The sequence below is a fragment of the Streptococcus sp. D2 genome (assembly GCF_006385825.1).
GTDB lineage: Bacteria > Bacillota > Bacilli > Lactobacillales > Streptococcaceae > Streptococcus > Streptococcus shenyangsis.
Genome location: NZ_VFSI01000003.1, coordinates 140,275 through 159,173 on the forward strand (window position 1 = coordinate 140,275; position 18,899 = coordinate 159,173).

The 18,899-nt window shown below is 42.9% G+C and carries 17 protein-coding genes, 1 pseudogene and 1 other annotated feature; all 18 genes and pseudogenes read left to right on the forward strand.

All coding sequences use genetic code 11. The features are described 5' to 3' along the window. The first annotated feature begins 130 nt into the window (after positions 1–130). Positions 131–868: an adaptor protein MecA gene (gene mecA, locus FJR73_RS02820; RefSeq protein WP_140833263.1), complete on the forward strand. Its 738-nt coding sequence runs from the start codon at positions 131–133 to the stop codon at positions 866–868. 152 nt (positions 869–1,020) lie between these two features. Next, entirely contained in the window at positions 1,021–2,307 is a 1,287-nt protein-coding gene (locus FJR73_RS02825) for a homoserine dehydrogenase (RefSeq protein WP_140833205.1), read from the forward strand. Between the two features lies 1 nt (position 2,308). Then, positions 2,309–3,178 (forward strand): homoserine kinase, encoded by an 870-nt coding sequence (thrB, locus tag FJR73_RS02830; protein WP_140833207.1) that lies wholly within the window; start codon positions 2,309–2,311, stop codon positions 3,176–3,178. A gap of 99 nt (positions 3,179–3,277) precedes the next feature. Further along, positions 3,278–4,216 carry a peptide-methionine (R)-S-oxide reductase MsrB gene (gene msrB / locus FJR73_RS02835; protein WP_140833209.1) on the forward strand — a complete coding sequence of 313 codons (939 nt, stop codon included), beginning with the start codon at positions 3,278–3,280 and terminating at the stop codon, positions 4,214–4,216. Positions 4,217–4,276: 60 nt separating this feature from the next. Continuing rightward, positions 4,277–6,001: pseudogene (locus FJR73_RS02840) on the forward strand (ABC transporter ATP-binding protein). A 1-nt stretch (position 6,002) separates the two neighbouring features. Further along, positions 6,003–7,751, forward strand: a complete 1,749-nt coding sequence (locus FJR73_RS02845; RefSeq protein WP_140833211.1) for an ABC transporter ATP-binding protein — start codon at positions 6,003–6,005, stop codon at positions 7,749–7,751. A gap of 102 nt (positions 7,752–7,853) precedes the next feature. Next, positions 7,854–9,113 (forward strand): TRZ/ATZ family protein, encoded by a 1,260-nt coding sequence (locus FJR73_RS02850; RefSeq protein WP_140833213.1) that lies wholly within the window; start codon positions 7,854–7,856, stop codon positions 9,111–9,113. A 74-nt stretch (positions 9,114–9,187) separates the two neighbouring features. Further along, positions 9,188–9,323, forward strand: a sequence feature (ribosomal protein L10 leader region). A 38-nt stretch (positions 9,324–9,361) separates the two neighbouring features. Then, complete coding sequence (gene rplJ / locus FJR73_RS02860) at positions 9,362–9,862, forward strand: 50S ribosomal protein L10 (RefSeq protein WP_001287278.1); 501 nt, start codon at positions 9,362–9,364, stop codon at positions 9,860–9,862. Between the two features lie 74 nt (positions 9,863–9,936). Further along, positions 9,937–10,305 (forward strand): 50S ribosomal protein L7/L12, encoded by a 369-nt coding sequence (gene rplL / locus FJR73_RS02865; protein WP_001196965.1) that lies wholly within the window; start codon positions 9,937–9,939, stop codon positions 10,303–10,305. A gap of 182 nt (positions 10,306–10,487) precedes the next feature. Further along, entirely contained in the window at positions 10,488–11,597 is a 1,110-nt protein-coding gene (gene proB / locus FJR73_RS02870) for a glutamate 5-kinase (protein ID WP_216629099.1), read from the forward strand. A gap of 9 nt (positions 11,598–11,606) precedes the next feature. Beyond that, a complete protein-coding gene (locus tag FJR73_RS02875) occupies positions 11,607–12,869 on the forward strand; it encodes a glutamate-5-semialdehyde dehydrogenase (RefSeq protein WP_140833217.1) in 1,263 nt (420 codons plus the stop codon). A 3-nt stretch (positions 12,870–12,872) separates the two neighbouring features. Continuing rightward, on the forward strand, positions 12,873–13,670 hold the full coding sequence (proC, locus tag FJR73_RS02880) for a pyrroline-5-carboxylate reductase (RefSeq protein ID WP_140833219.1): 798 nt from the start codon (positions 12,873–12,875) through the stop codon (positions 13,668–13,670). 113 nt (positions 13,671–13,783) lie between these two features. Next, complete coding sequence (gene tmk / locus FJR73_RS02885; protein ID WP_140833221.1) at positions 13,784–14,422, forward strand: dTMP kinase; 639 nt, start codon at positions 13,784–13,786, stop codon at positions 14,420–14,422. Further along, entirely contained in the window at positions 14,419–15,309 is an 891-nt protein-coding gene (locus tag FJR73_RS02890; RefSeq protein WP_140833223.1) for a DNA polymerase III subunit delta', read from the forward strand. Before tmk ends, FJR73_RS02890 begins: the two co-directional genes overlap by 4 nt. Positions 15,310–15,348: 39 nt before the next feature. Further along, positions 15,349–15,666 carry a DNA replication initiation control protein YabA gene (yabA, locus tag FJR73_RS02895; RefSeq protein WP_000358228.1) on the forward strand — a complete coding sequence of 106 codons (318 nt, stop codon included), beginning with the start codon at positions 15,349–15,351 and terminating at the stop codon, positions 15,664–15,666. A 2-nt stretch (positions 15,667–15,668) separates the two neighbouring features. Further along, a complete protein-coding gene (gene rsmI, locus FJR73_RS02900; protein WP_140833225.1) occupies positions 15,669–16,547 on the forward strand; it encodes a 16S rRNA (cytidine(1402)-2'-O)-methyltransferase in 879 nt (292 codons plus the stop codon). Positions 16,548–16,735: 188 nt separating this feature from the next. Then, entirely contained in the window at positions 16,736–18,070 is a 1,335-nt protein-coding gene (gene trmFO, locus FJR73_RS02905) for a methylenetetrahydrofolate--tRNA-(uracil(54)-C(5))-methyltransferase (FADH(2)-oxidizing) TrmFO (RefSeq protein ID WP_140833227.1), read from the forward strand. A gap of 83 nt (positions 18,071–18,153) precedes the next feature. Beyond that, a complete protein-coding gene (pyrH, locus tag FJR73_RS02910) occupies positions 18,154–18,891 on the forward strand; it encodes a UMP kinase (protein ID WP_000002996.1) in 738 nt (245 codons plus the stop codon). The last annotated feature ends 8 nt before the right edge of the window (positions 18,892–18,899 follow it).

Below are 18,899 nucleotides of genomic sequence, written 5' to 3' on the forward strand. Positions count from 1 at the left end.
GGCTTTTTCTTTTAAAGTCTTCTACAGAAATAACCCTAGGAAAAATCGAGCCTGATAGAGGAGCCTTCTTTTGATAAAATCATAAAAATCTAGTATAATAGATAGAACTGAAAGTATGAGGTTACTAGCAATGAAAATGAAACAAATTAGTGATACAACTTTGAAAATCACGATGTCTTTAGAGGATTTGATGGATCGTGGAATGGAGATTGCTGACTTTCTCGTTCCTCAAGAAAAAACAGAAGAGTTCTTTTATGCTATCTTGGATGAGTTAGAGATGCCTGAGAGCTTTTTGGATACAGGTATGTTGAGCTTCCGTGTGACTCCAAAACCTGATAAGGTAGATGTCTTTGTAACCAAGTCAAAGATTGACCAAAATCTAGATTTTGAAGACTTATCGGATTTACCAGATATGGAAGAATTGGCTCAAATGTCGCCAGATGAGTTTATCAAAACCTTGGAAAAGAGCATTGCAGATAAAACCAAGGATGACATCGAAGCGATTCAATCTCTAGAGCAAGTAGAATCAAAAGAAGAAGAGCAGGAGCAGGCTGAACAAGAAGTTGAAAGCAAGAAAGAGCCTTACATCTACTACATCCTTTCTTTTGCTAAGTTAGCTGATTTGGTGGCTTTTGCCAAGACAGTGACTTTTGAGATGGAAACTTCTGAGCTCTACAAGATGAATGAGCGCTATTATTTGACCATTTTAGTGGATATTGAAAATCATCCAAGTCCATATCCAGCTTGGCTGTTGGCTCGTATGCGTGAGTTTGCAGATGATAGTGACATCAGTCGCTCAGTCTTGCAGGAGTATGGTCAAGTCTTGATGAATCACGATGCGGTGATTAATCTACAAAAGATTGGATAATCATTTCTGGAAAATTATTTCTAGATTTTAGGAAGAGCGAATCATTTGATTCGTTTTTTTCTTTTCTAGACTGAAATAGTGATTTACTATAATAGGAATTTTCACAAAATTCTGTTATAATGGCTATATTAGAAAATTTCGAGGAGACAAACATGACAGTTAAAATTGCTTTACTAGGATTTGGTACCGTTGCAAGTGGTGTGCCCTTCCTCCTAAAGGAAAATGGAGAAAAAATCAATCAATCAGCACATTCAGAGATTGAAGTTGCCAAGGTATTGGTCAAGGATGAAGATGAAAAGAATCGCTTGCTTGCAGCAGGGAATGACTTTAACTTTGTAACCAATGTGGATGATATTTTATCAGACCAAGATATTACCATCGTAGTGGAATTGATGGGACGTATCGAACCTGCTAAAACCTTTATCACTCGTGCCTTGGAAGCTGGAAAGCATGTTGTGACTGCCAATAAGGACCTTTTGGCTGTCCATGGTGCAGAATTGCTAGAAATCGCTCAAGCTAATAAGGTAGCACTTTACTACGAAGCAGCAGTAGCTGGTGGGATTCCAATTCTTCGTACTTTATCAAATTCCTTGACTTCTGATAAAGTCACGCGCGTGCTTGGAGTCGTTAACGGAACTTCCAACTTCATGATGACCAAGATGGTAGAAGAAGGATGGTCTTACGACGATGCTCTTGCGGAAGCGCAACGTCTAGGATTTGCAGAAAGCGACCCTACAAATGACGTGGATGGGATTGATGCAGCCTACAAGATGGTTATTTTGAGCCAATTTGCCTTTGGCATGAAGGTTGCCTTTGACGATGTAGCCCACAAGGGGATTCGTAACATCACACCAGAAGACGTAGCTGTAGCTCAAGAACTTGGCTATGTAGTGAAATTGGTTGGTTCTATCGAGGAAACTCCTTCAGGTATTGCTGCAGAAGTGACTCCAACCTTCCTACCTAAAGCGCACCCACTTGCTAGTGTGAATGGCGTAATGAACGCTGTCTTTGTAGAATCTATTGGTATTGGTGAGTCTATGTACTACGGACCAGGTGCGGGTCAAAAACCAACTGCAACAAGTGTTGTAGCAGATATTGTCCGTATCGTTCGTCGCCTGAATGATGGAACCATCGGTAAAGACTTCAACGAATACAATCGTGACTTGGTCTTGGCAAATCCTGAGGATGTTAAAGCAAACTACTACTTCTCAATCTTGGCACCAGACTCAAAAGGTCAGGTCTTGATGTTGGCTGAAATCTTTAATGCTCAAGATATTTCCTTCAAGCAAATCCTCCAAGATGGCAAAGAGGGTGACAAGGCGCGTGTCGTTATCATTACACACAAGATTAATAAATCTCAACTTGAAAATGTCGCAGCTGAATTGAAGAAGGTTTCAGAATTCGACCTCTTGAATACCTTCAAGGTGCTAGGAGAATAAGATGAAGATTATTGTACCTGCAACCAGTGCCAATATCGGTCCAGGTTTTGACTCGGTCGGTGTAGCTGTAACCAAGTATCTTCAAATTGAGGTCTGCGAAGAACGAGATGAGTGGTTGATTGAACACCAGATTGGCAAATGGATTCCTCATGACGAGCGTAATCTCTTGCTCAAAATTGCTTTGCAAATTGTACCAGACTTGCAACCAAGACGTTTGAAAATGACTAGTGATGTTCCCTTGGCGCGTGGTTTGGGTTCTTCCAGCTCGGTTATTGTTGCTGGAATTGAACTAGCCAACCAACTGGGCCAGCTCAACTTGTCAGACCATGAAAAATTGCAGTTAGCGACCAAGATTGAAGGACATCCTGACAATGTGGCTCCAGCCATTTATGGTAATCTTGTTATTGCAAGTTCCGTTGAAGGTCAAGTCTCTGCTATCGTAGCAGACTTCCCAGAGTGTGATTTCTTAGCCTACATTCCAAACTATGAATTGCGTACTCGAGACAGCCGTGGCGTCTTGCCTAAGAAATTATCTTACAAGGAAGCTGTTGGGGCTAGTTCTATCGCCAATGTAGCTGTTGCTGCCTTGTTGGCAGGAGATATGGTGACAGCTGGGCAAGCAATCGAGGGAGACCTCTTCCACGAGCGCTATCGTCAGGACTTGGTGAGAGAATTTGCGACGATTAAACAAGTGGCCAAAGAAAATGGTGCCTATGCAACCTACCTCTCTGGTGCTGGGCCGACAGTTATGGTTTTGGCTTCTCATGACAAGATGCCAACGATTAAGGCAGAATTGGAAAAGCAACCCTTCAAAGGCAAACTTCATGACTTGAAAGTTGATACCCAAGGGGTCCGTGTCGAAGCAAAATAAAGAATAGCAGATAGGATGGGGAAACTCTCGACCAGAGGGCTTCCTATCCTTTTTTTGAAAATAAGTCTAGTCAAAGAACTTGATAAAGGAGAAATTAAGATGGCAGAAATTTATCTAGCAGGCGGTTGTTTTTGGGGCCTAGAGGAATATTTTTCACGCATTTCTGGAGTGCTAACAACCAGTGTCGGCTACGCTAATGGTCAAGTCGAAACGACCAATTACCAGTTGCTCAAAGAAACAGACCATGCAGAAACGGTTCAAGTGATTTACGATGAGAAGGCAGTGTCACTTAGAGAGATTTTACTTTATTATTTCCGTGTTATCGACCCTTTATCCATCAATCAACAAGGGAATGACCGTGGACGTCAGTATCGGACCGGTATATATTACCAAGATAAAACAGACCTGCCAGCTATCTTCACAGTGGTGCAGGAGCAGGAGCGCATGCTTGGGCGAAAGATTGCAGTAGAGGTGGAGAAACTTCGCCACTACATTCTGGCTGAAGATTACCACCAAGACTATCTTAAGAAGAATCCTTCAGGTTACTGTCATATCGATGTGACCGATGCTGATAAGCCATTGATTGATGAAGCAAACTATGAAAAGCCTAGCCAAGAGATATTAAAGGAAAGCTTAACTGAAGAGTCCTATCGTGTCACCCAAGAAGCTGCTACAGAGGCTCCATTTACCAATGCCTATGACCAAACCTTTGAAGAGGGAATTTATGTAGACATCACGACAGGTGAGCCACTCTTTTTTGCCAAGGATAAGTTTGCCTCAGGTTGTGGTTGGCCAAGTTTTAGCCGTCCGATTTCCAAGGAATTGATTCATTATTACAAGGATATGAGCCATGGAATGGAGCGAATCGAGGTTCGTTCTCGGTCGGGGAATGCTCACTTGGGTCATGTTTTTACAGATGGACCTCGGGAGTTAGGTGGACTTCGTTACTGTATCAATTCGGCATCCTTGCGTTTTGTAGCCAAGGATGAGATGGAAGAGGAAGGATATGGCTATCTACTGTCTTACTTAAACAAATAAAACAGAGAGGGTGGGCACTTCCCACTTTCTTTATTTCCAGAATACGAATAGAAGGGATCTATGAAACACCTATTACCTTACTTTAAACCCTACATCAAGGAATCAATTTTAGCACCCTTGTTCAAGTTACTAGAAGCTGTTTTTGAGCTCTTAGTTCCAATGGTGATTGCTGGGATTGTTGACCAATCCTTGCCCCAGAAAAATCAAGGTCATCTATGGATGCAGATTGGTCTGCTCCTTATCTTTGCAGTGATTGGTGTTGTAGTGGCCTTGGTAGCTCAGTTTTACTCAGCTAAGGCTGCGGTTGGATTTGCCAAAGGACTGACAGATGATCTCTATCGTCATATTCTTTCCTTGCCCAAGGATAGCAGAGATCGTTTGACCACTTCTAGCTTGGTCACTCGCTTGACTTCGGATACCTACCAGATTCAAACTGGTATCAATCAATTCCTGCGTCTCTTTTTGCGAGCACCTATTATTGTCTTTGGCGCTATCTTTATGGCCTATCGCATCTCAGCTGAGATGACTTTCTGGTTCTTGGTCATGGTTGTCATTTTGACCATTGTCATTGTAGGGCTCTCTCGACTGGTCAATCCTCTCTACAGTAGTCTCAGAAATAAAACGGACCAACTGGTTCAGGAAACACGCCAGCAATTACAAGGCATGCGAGTTATTCGTGCTTTTGGTCAAGAAAAACGAGAGTTACAGATTTTTCAAACCCTTAACCAAGTCTATGCTAGATTACAAGAAAAGACGGGTTTCTGGTCCAGCTTATTAACACCCCTGACCTATCTGATTGTAAATGGAACTCTCCTAGTCATTATCTGGCAAGGCTATATTTCTATTCAAGGAGGATTGCTCAGTCAAGGTGCTCTCATTGCCCTTATCAACTATCTCTTGCAGATTTTGGTGTAATTGGTCAAGCTAGCCATGTTGATAAATTCTCTCAACCAGTCTTATATCTCAGCCAAGCGAATCGAGGAAGTCTTTTTCGAGGCTCCAGAAGATATCCATTCAGAGTTAGAAGAAAAGCAAGCTACCGATGATCGGGTTTTACAAGTCCAAGAATTGACCTTTACCTATCCTGATGCGGCCCGGCCTTCTCTGAGAGACATTTCCTTTGATATGAAGCAAGGGCAAATCCTTGGTATCATTGGGGGAACGGGTTCTGGTAAGTCAAGTTTGGTGCAACTCATCCTTGGACTTTATCCAGCAGACAAGGGGAGCATTTACCCTTATCGAGATGGATCTAGTCCTCGTAATTTGGAGCAGTGGCGGTCATGGATTGCCTATGTGCCCCAAAAAGTCGAACTCTTTAAGGGAACCATTCGTTCAAACTTGACTCTAGGTTTCAATCACGAAGTAACTGACCAAGAACTTTGGCAGGCCTTGGAAATTGCGCAAGCTAAGGATTTTGTCAGTGAAAAGGAAGAACTCTTGGATGCCCTAGTTGAGGCAGGAGGGCGAAATTTATCAGGTGGACAAAAACAAAGGCTGTCTATTGCTCGCGCAGTCTTGCGTCAGGCTCCATTTCTCATCCTAGATGATGCAACCTCGGCCCTCGACACTATTACCGAGTCCAAGCTCTTGAAAGCTATTCGAGAAAATCTGCCAAATACGAGCTTAATCTTGATTTCTCAACGAACCTCGACTTTACAGATGGCTGACCAGATTCTCCTATTGGAAAAAGGGGAACTACTAGCTATCGGCAAGCACGAGGACTTGATGAAGACCAGTCAAGTCTATCGTGAAATCAATGCATCTCAACATGGAAAGGAGGACTAGCATGAGACGACAAACTGCAAACCAGACGCTCACACGTTTGGCTAAAGACCTTGCAAGTCATCCTCTCCTCCTTTTCCTAGCCTTTATAGGAACTATTGCTCAGGTTGGCTTATCAATCTACCTACCTATTCTGATTGGGCAGGTCATCGACCAGGTTCTGGTGGCTGAGTCTTCGCTAGTTTTTTGGCAAATTTTCATTCAGATGGTATTGGTGGTTATAGGAAATACACTAGTTCAATGGGCCAATCCTCTCCTCTATAATCGCCTAATTTTCTCTTATACTAAAGACTTGCGAGAGCGAATCATCCATAAGCTACATCGTTTACCGATTGCTTTTGTGGATCGGCAAGGCAGTGGGGAGATGGTCAGTCGTGTAACCACGGATATCGAACAGTTGGCAGCTGGCTTGACCATGATTTTTAACCAATTTTTCATTGGCGTCTTGATGATTTTAGTTAGTATTCTTGCCATGCTCCAAATTCATCTCCTGATGACACTCTTAGTCTTGCTGTTGACGCCACTGTCTATGGTGATTTCACGCTTCATTGCCAAACGCTCCTATCATCTCTTCCAGAAGCAAACAGAGACGAGGGGAATTCAGACACAGTTGATTGAAGAATCGCTTAGTCAACAGACCATTATCCAGTCCTTCAATGCTCAGGAAGAGTTTATCCAAAGACTGCACGATGACAATGACAACTACGCAGGCTATTCTCAATCAGCCATCTTTTATTCATCAACGGTTAATCCTTCGACTCGCTTTGTAAATGCGCTCATTTATGCGCTTCTAGCTGGAGTAGGAGCTTATCGTATCATGATGGGTTCCACCTTGACCATCGGGCGTTTAGTGACTTTTTTGAACTATGTTCAGCAGTATACCAAGCCCTTTAACGATATTTCCTCAGTTCTAGCCGAATTGCAAAGTGCCTTGGCTTGTGCAGAACGTGTTTATGCTGTCTTAGAAAGTCCTGAGGTGGCTGAAACAGGTAAGGAAGTCTTGACTAGTGACCAAGTTAAGGGAGTTATTTCCTTTAAACATATCTCTTTTGGCTACAATCCTGAAAAGATTTTGATTAAAGACTTATCTATCGATATCCCAGCCGGTAGCAAGGTGGCTATTGTTGGTCCGACAGGTGCTGGAAAATCAACCCTTATTAATCTCCTCATGCGTTTTTATCCCATTAATTCAGGAGATATCTTGCTGGATGGGAAATCCATTTATGACTATAGTCGTTCCTCTTTACGTCAGCAGTTTGGCATGGTTCTCCAAGAAACCTGGCTCAAGCAAGGGACCATTCATGATAATATTACTTTTGGGAATCCTGATGCTAGTCGGGAGCAGGTGATTGCTGCTGCCAAAGCAGCCAATGCAGACTTTTTCATCCAACAGTTACCGCAGGGTTACGATACCAAGTTGGAAAATGCAGGAGAATCTCTATCTGTTGGTCAAGCTCAGCTCTTGACTATTGCCCGAGTCTTTTTAGCTATTCCAAAGATTCTTATCTTAGACGAGGCGACTTCCTCCATCGATACGCGGACAGAAGTGCTGGTACAGGATGCCTTTGCTAAACTCATGGAGGGGCGCACAAGTTTTATTATTGCTCACCGCTTGTCTACCATTCAGGATGCGGATTTGATTCTTGTCTTGGTGGATGGTGACATTGTTGAGTATGGTAACCATCAGGAACTCATGGCTCGAAAGGGGAAGTATTATCAAATGCAGCAAGCTGCAGCTTTTAGCTCAGAATAAGCCTTCCTATTTTAAAATCTTATGGACGAAAAAAAGTTGCCTTCGGGTGACTTTTTTGTTACAATAGCTAGAAAAAATCACGACCTTAGAAGGAGAAAAACAATGAAAGTCTATCAGCATGTAAATATCGTGACTTGTGACCAAGATTTCCATGTTTATTTGAATGGAATCTTAGCTGTTAAAGATTCTCAAATCGTCTATGTCGGTCAAGAGAAGTCAGAGATTTTAAATCAAGCTGAGCAGATTATAGACTATCAGGGAGCTTGGATTATGCCTGGTTTGGTTAATTGCCACACACATTCTGCAATGACAGGTCTGAGAGGGATTCGAGATGATAGCAATCTTCATGAATGGCTCAATGACTATATATGGCCAGCAGAAGCTGAGTTTACTCCCGACATGACTACCAAGGCGGTCAAAGAAGCTCTAACAGAGATGCTCCAGTCAGGAACAACAACCTTTAATGATATGTATAATCCCAATGGTGTGGATATTGAGCAGATTTATCAGGCAGTGAAAGATTCTAAGATGCGTTCTTATTTCTCACCGACCCTCTTTTCTTCAGATACAGAAACAACTGCTGAGACCATTGCTAGAACACGAGCCATCATTGAGGAAATTATTGGATATAAAAATCCAAATTTCAAGGTTATGGTAGCCCCACATTCTCCCTACAGTTGTAGTAGAGACTTGCTGGAAGAAAGCTTAGATATGGCAAAAGAGTTGAATATTTCTCTCCATATCCATGTGGCGGAGACCAAGGAAGAATCGGGAATTATCCTGAAACGATACGGCAAACGTCCCCTTGCTTTTCTAGAAGAACTGGGTTACTTAGGTCATCCTTCTGTCTTTGCTCATGGAGTAGAACTAAATGATAGAGAAATTGAACGTCTGTCATCTTCTCAAGTCGCTATCGCCCACAATCCTATCAGCAACCTCAAACTGGCCTCAGGAATTGCTCCAATTATCCAGCTCCAAAAAGCAGGAGTGGCAGTAGGAATTGCGACAGATTCGGTTGCTTCCAATAACAATCTAGATATGTTTGAGGAAGGACGGACTGCAGCCCTTCTTCAGAAGATGAAAAGTGGGGATGCCAGCCAATTTCCTATCGAAATGGCTCTAAAAGCGCTGACAATCGAAGGGGCTAAGGTTCTTGGAATGGAAGAAGAGATTGGGAGTCTGGAAGTTGGCAAGCAAGCAGATTTTCTAGTCATTCAACCACAAGGGAAAATCCATCTTCAACCCCAAGAAAATATGCTTTCCCACTTAGTCTATGCAGTCAAATCCAGTGATGTAGATGATGTTTATATCGCCGGAGAACAGGTTGTGAAGCAAGGCCAAGTCTTGACAGCAGAACTTTAAAAGAAAAACCAAAAAAAGTTTAAAAAAAGTTTGCAAAAATCTTGCATTCTTTTTTTGACTATGCTATACTTATATACGGTTTGAAAAAACTGCCTAAGACAGTAGGGGAGCTCGACTCATAAGTATCCTACCGAGGACAAAACGTATCATGTAAAAAGAAGCGTATTGTACTTTCGTGTCTAGGTTTGGGCGCGTTTTTCTTTTGGAAAAATTCCCCAAGCAAAATAATAACGGAGGTGAACACACTAATGAGTGAAGCAATTATTGCTAAAAAAGCGGAACTAGTTGACGTAGTAGCTGAAAAAATGAAAGCTGCTGCATCTATCGTCGTTGTAGACGCTCGTGGTTTGACAGTTGAGCAAGATACAGTTCTTCGTCGTGAGCTTCGTGGAAGCGAAGTTGAGTATAAAGTTATTAAAAACTCAATCTTGCGTCGTGCAGCTGAAAAAGCTGGTCTTGAAGATCTTGCATCTGTATTCGTTGGACCATCTGCAGTAGCATTTTCTAACGAAGATGTTATCGCACCAGCGAAAATCTTGAACGACTTTTCTAAAAACGCTGAAGCACTTGAAATCAAAGGTGGTGCAATCGAAGGCGCTGTCGCATCTAAAGAAGAGATTCTTGCACTTGCAACTCTTCCAAACCGCGAAGGACTTCTTTCTATGCTCCTTTCTGTACTTCAAGCGCCAGTGCGCAACGTTGCTCTTGCAGTCAAAGCGGTTGCAGAAAGCAAAGAAGACGCAGCTTAGTCTTAAGCTACGCAGCGTAGCCTAGCTACGAAAAAACTATTATAAAAATTAAAACTTATTTGGAGGAAATAACAATGGCATTGAACATTGAAAACATTATTGCTGAAATTAAAGAAGCTTCAATCCTTGAATTGAACGACCTTGTAAAAGCTATCGAAGAAGAATTTGGTGTAACTGCAGCTGCTCCTGTAGCTGTTGCTGCAGCTGGTGCTGCTGACGCTGGTGCTGCTAAAGATTCATTCGACGTTGAATTGACATCTGCAGGTGATAAAAAAGTTGGCGTTATCAAAGTTGTACGTGAAATCACAGGTCTTGGACTTAAAGAAGCTAAAGAACTTGTTGACGGTGCACCAGCACTTGTTAAAGAAGGCGTTGCAACTGCAGAAGCTGAAGAAATCAAAGCTAAATTGGAAGAAGCTGGAGCTTCAGTTACTCTTAAATAATAGAGCGACTACATTAGTAGCTTAAAAACATGATTAAACCGCTATTCTTAGGATTAGCGGTTTTTATTTTTGTTCTAGAAGGGGCAAAAAAGAAGGTTTTAGGGACTTCTTTCCTATCAACTTTTTTCTATTTTCTGCCATTCATGTTATAATAGATAAATATGAAGAATCGGAGTGAGACTATGAAATACAAACGGATTGTCTTTAAGGTGGGGACTTCTTCTCTGACAAATGAGGATGGAAGTTTATCACGTAGTAAGGTAAAGGCTATTACCCAGCAGTTGGCTATGCTACACGAGGCTGGTCATGAGTTGATTTTGGTGTCGTCGGGTGCCATTGCGGCTGGTTTTGGGGCCTTAGGATTTAAAAAGCGTCCGACTAAGATTGCTGATAAACAGGCTTCAGCAGCGGTAGGGCAAGGACTTTTGTTGGAAGAATACACGACCAATCTTCTCTTGCGCCAAATCGTTTCTGCACAAATCTTGCTGACCCAGGACGACTTTGTTGATAAGCGTCGTTATAAAAATGCCCATCAAGCTTTGTCAGTTCTACTTAGCCGTGGGGCGATTCCTATCATTAATGAGAATGATAGTGTTGTTATTGATGAACTCAAAGTTGGGGACAATGACACTCTGAGTGCACAGGTAGCGGCTATGGTCCAAGCAGACCTTTTGGTTCTCTTGACAGATGTAGACGGCCTCTATACTGGAAATCCTAATTCAGATCCAAGAGCCAAACGTTTGGAGCGAATCGAGACCATTAATCGTGAGATTATTGATATGGCTGGTGGAGCTGGCTCGTCAAATGGAACTGGGGGCATGCTAACAAAAATCAAGGCTGCAACTATTGCGACAGAATCAGGAGTTCCTGTTTATATCTGCTCATCCTTGAAGGTAGATGCCATGATTGAGGCGGCTGAGGAGAGCAAAGATGGTTCTTACTTTGTTGCGCAAGAGAAGGGACTTCGTACCCAGAAACAATGGCTGGCTTTCTATGCTCAGAGTCAAGGTTCTATTTGGGTTGATAAAGGGGCTGCTGAAGCTCTCTCTCAACATGGAAAGAGTCTTCTCTTATCTGGTATTGTTGAAGCAGAAGGAGCCTTTTCTTACGGTGATATCGTGACAGTATTTGACAAGGAAAGTGGAAAATCACTTGGAAAAGGGCGCGTGCAATTTGGGGCATCTGCTTTGGAGGATATGTTGCGTTCTCAAAAAGCCAAGGGTGTCTTGATTCACCGTGATGACTGGATTTCCATTACTCCTGAAATCCAACTACTCTTTACAGAATTTTAGAGGTAAACTATGGTAAGTACACAAGAACAATTTGAACAGGTACAGGCTGTTAAAAAATCGATCAACACAGCTAGTGAAGTCGTGAAAAACCAAGCCCTGCTAGACATGGCTGATTACTTAGTGGCTGCTACTGAGGAGATTTTAGCGGCCAATGCTCTCGATATGGCAGCGGCCAAGGGTAAAATCTCAGATGTGATGCTGGATCGTCTTTATTTGGATGCAGGTCGTATAGAAGCGATGGCAACTGGAATTCGTGAAGTGGTTGCCTTACCAGATCCAATCGGTGAAGTTTTAGAAACCAATCATCTTGAAAATGGTTTGGTTATCACAAAGAAGCGTGTAGCTATGGGCGTTATTGGTATTATCTATGAAAGCCGTCCAAATGTGACGTCTGATGCGGCTGCTTTGGCTCTCAAGAGTGGAAATGCGGTTGTTCTTCGTAGTGGTAAGGACGCCTATCAAACAGCCCATGCTATTGTCACAGCCTTGAAGAAGGGCTTGGAAACGACTACTATTCACCCAGATGTGATTCAACTAGTGGAAGATACCAGTCGAGAAAGTAGCTATGCCATGATGAAGGCAAAGGGTTATCTAGACCTTCTCATCCCTCGCGGAGGAGCTGGCTTGATTAATGCAGTGGTTGAGAATGCTATTGTGCCTGTTATTGAGACAGGGACTGGTATTGTCCATGTTTATGTGGATAAGGATGCAGACGAAGACAAGGCTCTGTCTATCATCAACAATGCTAAAACCAGTCGTCCTTCTGTTTGTAATGCCATGGAGGTTCTGCTTGTTCATGAAGATAAGGCAGCAAGCTTCCTTCCTCGTTTGGAGCAAGTGCTAGTTGTCGATCGAAAAGAAGCTGGACTTGAACCGATTCAATTTCGTTTAGATGAAAAAGCTAGTCGATATATTTCTGGACAAGCAGCAGAGATCCAAGACTTTGACACCGAGTTTTTAGACTATATCCTAGCGGTTAAGGTCGTTAGCAGTTTAGAAGAAGCGGTTGAGCATATTGAAGCACACAGCACCCATCATTCGGATGCGATTGTGACTGAAAATTCTGGTGCTGCTGCTTACTTTACAGACCAAGTGGACTCGGCAGCAGTTTATGTCAATGCTTCAACGCGTTTCACCGATGGAGGTCAATTTGGTCTGGGATGTGAAATGGGGATTTCTACTCAGAAATTGCATGCGCGTGGTCCCATGGGCTTGAAGGAATTGACCAGCTACAAGTATGTGGTTACTGGTGACGGACAGATAAGGGAGTAAGAGATGAAGATTGGATTTATCGGTTTGGGGAATATGGGAGCTAGCTTGGCTAAGGCTGTTTTGCAGGCCAAGACGTGTGATGACATTCTTCTTGCCAATCGTAGTCAAGCCAAGGTTGATGCTTTCATCGCCAACTTTGGTGGTCAGGCTTCCAGCAATGAAGAGATTTTTGCAGAAGCAGATGTGATTTTTCTAGGAGTGAAGCCTGCTCAGTTTTCTGAACTGCTTTCTCAATATCAGACCATTCTTGAAAAAAGAGAAAGTCTTCTTTTGATTTCGATGGCAGCTGGATTGACCTTGGAAAAACTGGCTAGTCTTCTTCCAAGTCAACACCGAATTATTCGTATGATGCCAAATACCCCTGCTTCTATCGGTCAAGGAGTCATTAGTTATGCCTTGTCTTCTAATTGCAGGGCTGAGGACAGTGAGCTATTTTGTCAGCTTTTAACTAAGGCTGGTCTCTTGGTTGAACTAGGAGAAGGTTTAATCGACGCAGCGACAGGTCTTGCAGGTTGTGGACCAGCCTTTGTCTATCTTTTTATCGAGGCCTTGGCAGATGCAGGTGTTCAGACTGGATTGCCACGAGAAACAGCATTGAAAATGGCAGCTCAAACTGTGGTAGGAGCTGGGCAATTGGTCTTAGAAAGCCAGCAACATCCTGGAGTTTTGAAAGACCAAGTATGCAGCCCAGGCGGTTCGACTATCGCTGGTGTAGCAAGCTTAGAAGCACATGCCTTTAGAGGAACCGTTATGGAGGCAGTCAAAAAAGCCTACAAACGAACTAAAAAACTGGGTAAATAAGAGGTGGCTTTGACTGCCTCTTTTATGGTGGTTGAAATGAGAAGACAAAAAGATTGTCACAAACCCCTATTTTTTTGATAGAATAGAAGTAGTAAAAAAGAAATGAGTTAGACATGTCAAAAGGATTTTTAGTCTCTCTTGAGGGACCAGAGGGAGCAGGAAAGACCAGTGTTTTAGAGGCACTGTTACCAATTTTAGAGGAAAAAGGGGTAGGGGTGCTGACGACCCGTGAACCTGGCGGAGTCTTGATTGGGGAGAAGATTCGTCAAGTAATTTTGGACCCAAGTCATACTCAGATGGATGCTAAAACAGAGCTTTTACTCTATATCGCCAGTCGCAGACAGCACTTGGTGGAAAAAGTTCTTCCAGCACTTGAAGCTGGTAAGTTGGTCATTATAGACCGCTTTATTGATAGTTCTCTTGCATATCAGGGATTTGGTCGTGGTTTGGATATTGACGCCATTGATTGGCTCAATCAGTTTGCGACAGATGGCCTTAAACCTGATTTGACACTCTATTTTGACATCGAGGTGGAAGAAGGGCTGGCTCGTATTGCTGCTAATAGTGACCGCGAGGTCAATCGTTTGGACTTGGAAGGGTTGGACTTGCATAAAAAAGTCCGTCAAGGCTACCTTTCTCTTCTGGACAAAGAAAGAAATCGCATTGTCAAGATTGATGCCAGTCTCCCATTGGATGAGGTTGTGGAAACGACCAAGGATGTCTTATTTGACAGAATGGGATTATCTAAATGAAACAAGATCAACTAAAGGATTGGCAGCCAGATCAGTTTGACCGCTTTGTCCGTATCCTAGAACAAGACCAGCTCAATCATGCCTACCTCTTTTCAGGTTTCTTTGGAAGCTTGGAAATGGCGCAGTTCTTGGCTAAGAGCCTCTTTTGTACGGATAAGGTAGGCGTTTTACCGTGTGAGAAATGCCGAAATTGTAAGCTGATTGAACAGGGAGAATTTCCCGATGTCACCTTGATTAAGCCAGTCAATCAGGTCATTAAGACAGAACGGATTCGAGAATTGGTGGGGCAGTTTTCTCAAGCAGGGATTGAAAGTCAGCAACAGGTCTTTATCATTGAACAAGCTGAGAAAATGCATCCCAACGCAGCTAATTCTCTGCTCAAGGTCATCGAAGAACCCCAGAGTGAGGTTTACATTTTTTTCCTGACCAGCGACGAAGAAAAGATTTTACCGACAATACGAAGTCGGACCCAGATTTTCCACTTTAAAAAGCAAGAAGAAAAACTTATCTTGCTTTTAGAACAAATGGGACTGGTTAAGAAAAAAGCAACTTTTTTAGCTCAGTTTGCTCAATCGCGAGCTGAAGCAGAAAAGTTGGCAAATCAGGCAAGTTTTTGGACCTTGGTTGATGAAAGTGAACGCCTGACGACTTGGTTAGTAGCTAAGAAAAAAGAAAGTTATTTGCAGGCTGCTAAATTAGCTAGCTTGGCAGATGACAAGGAAAAACAAGATCAGGTTTTACGGATTCTTGAAGTTTTCTGTGGGCAAGATATCCTGCAAGCAAGAGTTCGGGTGATTCTACAAGATTTGTTAGAAGCTAGAAAAATGTGGCAGGCTAATGTCAGCTTTCAAAATGCCATGGAATATCTGGTCTTAAAAGAAATATAAACTCAAAAATGAAGGATAAAGAAAGGAAAGGGCTGTTTTATGGACAAAAAAGAATTATTTGACGCGCTGGATGATTTTTCCCAACAGTTGTTGGTAACCTTGGCCGATGTGGAAGCCATCAAGAAAAATCTCAAGAGCCTGGTAGAGGAAAATACAGCTCTTCGCTTGGAAAATAGTAAGTTGCGCGAACGCTTGGGTGAGGTGGAAGCAGATGCTCCCGTCAAGGCCAAACATGTTCGCGAAAGTGTCCGTCGCATTTACCGTGATGGATTTCACGTTTGTAATGATTTTTATGGACAACGTCGAGAGCAGGACGAGGAATGTATGTTCTGTGACGAGTTGTTATACAGGGAGTAGGCATGCAGATTCAAAAAAGTTTTAAGGGGCAGTCTCCCTATGGCAAGCTGTATCTAGTGGCAACGCCGATTGGCAATCTAGACGATATGACCTTTCGAGCTATCCAGACCTTGACAGAAGTGGACTGGATTGCTGCTGAGGACACGCGCAATACAGGGCTTTTGCTCAAGCATTTTGACATTTCTACCAAACAGATTAGTTTTCATGAGCACAATGCCAAGGAAAAGATTCCTGATTTGATTGATTTCCTGAAAGCAGGGCAAAGTATTGCTCAGGTATCCGATGCAGGTCTGCCTAGCATTTCAGACCCTGGCCATGATTTGGTCAAGGCTGCGATTGAGGAAGAAATCGCAGTTATCACTGTTCCAGGTGCCTCTGCAGGAATTTCTGCCTTGATTGCCAGTGGTTTAGCGCCACAGCCACACATATTTTACGGCTTCTTACCCAGAAAATCAGGCCAGCAAAAGCAATTTTTCGACTTGAAAAAAGACTATCCAGAAACTCAAATTTTCTATGAATCGCCTCATCGTGTGGCAGATACGCTAGAAAATATGCTAGAAGTCTATGGTGACCGCTCGGTAGTCTTGGTAAGAGAATTGACAAAGATTTACGAAGAATACCAACGAGGAAAAATCTCTGAATTGCTGGAAAGTATCGCTGAAACGCCTCTCAAGGGTGAATGCCTTCTCATCGTGGAAGGTGCCAGTCAGGATGTGGAGGAAAAAGACGAGGAAGACTTGTTCTTAGAAATCCAAGCCCGCATACAGCAAGGTATGAAGAAAAATCAAGCCATTAAGGAAGTAGCTAAGTTTTACCAGTGTAATAAAAGCCAGCTTTACGCTGCCTACCATGACTGGGAAGAAAAACAAGAAAATGACTAAACAGGGAAGTTTGCCTTCTTCCCTTTTTTTGTTATACTAGTAGAAGAAAAAAATAGAAAGATTTGTGGGAGTGAAAAAGTCCGGGGGGACTTTTTCAGCCTGAGCCAGAAAACTCGAGAGCGAGGAAAGTCCGATTGGCTTTTTCAATGTGAAACTTGTCTTCACACTCCCAAAGAGGTATTAGTGTCGTGTCTCAATCTTATATCAATGTTATCGGTGCTGGTTTGGCAGGTTCTGAAGCAGCCTACCAAATCGCAGAGCGTGGTATTCCAGTTAAACTTTATGAAATGCGTGGTGTCAAGTCAACACCTCAACATAAAACAGACAATTTTGCTGAGTTAGTTTGTTCTAATTCCCTTCGTGGGGATGCTCTTACAAATGCTGTCGGGCTTCTCAAGGAAGAAATGCGTCGCTTGGGTTCTGTTATTTTGGAATCTGCTGAGGCTACACGGGTTCCTGCAGGTGGTGCGCTTGCGGTGGACCGTGATGGTTTCTCACAGATGGTGACTGAAAAAGTGACCAACCACCCCTTGATTGAAGTGGTTCGTGATGAAATTACAGAATTACCAACAGATGTTATCACAGTTGTGGCTACTGGTCCCTTGACTAGTGATGCCCTAGCTGAGAAAATTCATGCCCTTAATAATGGAGATGGTTTCTATTTCTACGATGCGGCAGCGCCTATTATCGACGTCAATACCATCGATATGAGCAAGGTCTATCTCAAATCACGTTATGATAAGGGAGAAGCGGCCTACCTCAATGCTCCAATGACCAAGCAAGAGTTTATGGATTTCCATGAAGCCTTGGTCAATGCTGAAGAAGCACCGCTTAATTCTTTTGAAAAAGAAAAGTACTTTGAAGGATGTATGCCTATCGAAGTCATGGCCAAACGTGGCATTAAAACTATGCTTTATGGTCCTATGAAACCAGTCGGTTTGGAGTATCCAGACGACTATACTGGACCTCGTGATGGCGAATTCAAAACACCTTATGCTGTGGTTCAACTTCGTCAGGACAATGCGGCTGGTAGCCTATACAATATCGTCGGTTTCCAAACCCATCTCAAATGGGGAGAACAAAAGCGCGTCTTCCAAATGATTCCAGGTCTTGAAAATGCGGAGTTTGTTCGTTATGGTGTTATGCACCGCAATTCTTACATGGATTCACCAAATCTTCTGGAGCAGACTTACCGTTCTAAGAAACAACCAAATCTCTTCTTTGCTGGTCAGATGACGGGTGTGGAAGGCTATGTTGAATCAGCAGCGTCAGGATTAGTTGCGGGAATTAATGCAGCTCGTCTTTTCAAGGGAGAAAGTCCAGCTATTTTCCCAGAGACGACAGCGATTGGCAGTCTGGCTCATTACATCACCCATGCGGACAGCAAACATTTCCAACCAATGAATGTCAATTTTGGAATTATCAAGGAGTTGGAAGGTGAGCGTATTCGTGATAAGAAGGCTCGTTATGAAAAAATTGCAGAGCGTGCCCTCAGCGACTTAGAGGAATTTTTGACTGTCTAATTTTTTTGAAAGAATTGCTCATGATACTATAAAAATCTTAGAAATTGTGATAAAATAGGTAGGATAAAAAAAGGAGAGTGAAAATGGCGAATCCCAAGTATAAACGTATTTTAATCAAGTTATCAGGTGAAGCCCTTGCCGGTGAACGTGGCGTAGGGATTGATATCCAAACAGTTCAAACAATCGCAAAAGAGATTCAAGAAGTTCATAGCTTAGGTATCGAAATTGCCCTTGTTATTGGTGGAGGAAATCTCTGGCGTGGTGAACCTGCTGCAGAAGCAGGAATGGACCGAGTTCAGGCAGATTACACAGGAATGCTTGGGACCGTTATGAATGCTCTTGTGATGGCAGATTCATTGCAACAAGTTGGTGTCGATACTCGAGTGCAAACTGCCATTGCCATGCAACAAGTGGCAGAGCCTTATGTCCGTGGACGTGCCCTTCGTCACCTTGAAAAAGGCCGTATCGTTATCTTTGGTGCTGGAATTGGTTCACCTTACTTCTCAACTGATACAACAGCAGCCCTTCGTGCAGCTGAAATAGAAGCGGATGCCATCCTCATGGCTAAAAATGGTGTCGATGGTGTTTACAATGCCGATCCTAAGAAAGACAAGACAGCTGTTAAGTTTGAAGAATTGACCCACCGTGACGTTATCAATAAAGGTCTTCGTATCATGGACTCAACAGCTTCAACCCTCTCAATGGACAACGACATTGACTTGGTTGTCTTCAATATGAATCAACCAGGCAACATCAAACGTGTCGTATTTGGTGAAAATATCGGAACAACAGTTTCAAATAATATCGAAGAAAAGGAATAAAAAAGATT

Bases quoted from the DNA above. Each gene is read 5' to 3' on its own strand.
- yabA (WP_000358228.1), top strand. From the start codon at position 15,349: ATGGACAAAAAAGAATTATTTGACGCGCTGGATGATTTTTCCCAACAG.
- FJR73_RS02890 (WP_140833223.1), top strand. From the start codon at position 14,419: ATGAAACAAGATCAACTAAAGGATTGGCAGCCAGATCAGTTTGACCGC.
- proB (WP_216629099.1), top strand. From the start codon at position 10,488: ATGAAATACAAACGGATTGTCTTTAAGGTGGGGACTTCTTCTCTGACA.
- FJR73_RS02845 (WP_140833211.1), top strand. From the start codon at position 6,003: ATGAGACGACAAACTGCAAACCAGACGCTCACACGTTTGGCTAAAGAC.
- thrB (WP_140833207.1), top strand. From the start codon at position 2,309: ATGAAGATTATTGTACCTGCAACCAGTGCCAATATCGGTCCAGGTTTT.
- rsmI (WP_140833225.1), top strand. From the start codon at position 15,669: ATGCAGATTCAAAAAAGTTTTAAGGGGCAGTCTCCCTATGGCAAGCTG.
- rplJ (WP_001287278.1), top strand. From the start codon at position 9,362: ATGAGTGAAGCAATTATTGCTAAAAAAGCGGAACTAGTTGACGTAGTA.
- msrB (WP_140833209.1), top strand. From the start codon at position 3,278: ATGGCAGAAATTTATCTAGCAGGCGGTTGTTTTTGGGGCCTAGAGGAA.
- mecA (WP_140833263.1), top strand. From the start codon at position 131: ATGAAAATGAAACAAATTAGTGATACAACTTTGAAAATCACGATGTCT.
- FJR73_RS02850 (WP_140833213.1), top strand. From the start codon at position 7,854: ATGAAAGTCTATCAGCATGTAAATATCGTGACTTGTGACCAAGATTTC.
- FJR73_RS02875 (WP_140833217.1), top strand. From the start codon at position 11,607: ATGGTAAGTACACAAGAACAATTTGAACAGGTACAGGCTGTTAAAAAA.
- rplL (WP_001196965.1), top strand. From the start codon at position 9,937: ATGGCATTGAACATTGAAAACATTATTGCTGAAATTAAAGAAGCTTCA.
- proC (WP_140833219.1), top strand. From the start codon at position 12,873: ATGAAGATTGGATTTATCGGTTTGGGGAATATGGGAGCTAGCTTGGCT.
- pyrH (WP_000002996.1), top strand. From the start codon at position 18,154: ATGGCGAATCCCAAGTATAAACGTATTTTAATCAAGTTATCAGGTGAA.
- FJR73_RS02825 (WP_140833205.1), top strand. From the start codon at position 1,021: ATGACAGTTAAAATTGCTTTACTAGGATTTGGTACCGTTGCAAGTGGT.
- tmk (WP_140833221.1), top strand. From the start codon at position 13,784: ATGTCAAAAGGATTTTTAGTCTCTCTTGAGGGACCAGAGGGAGCAGGA.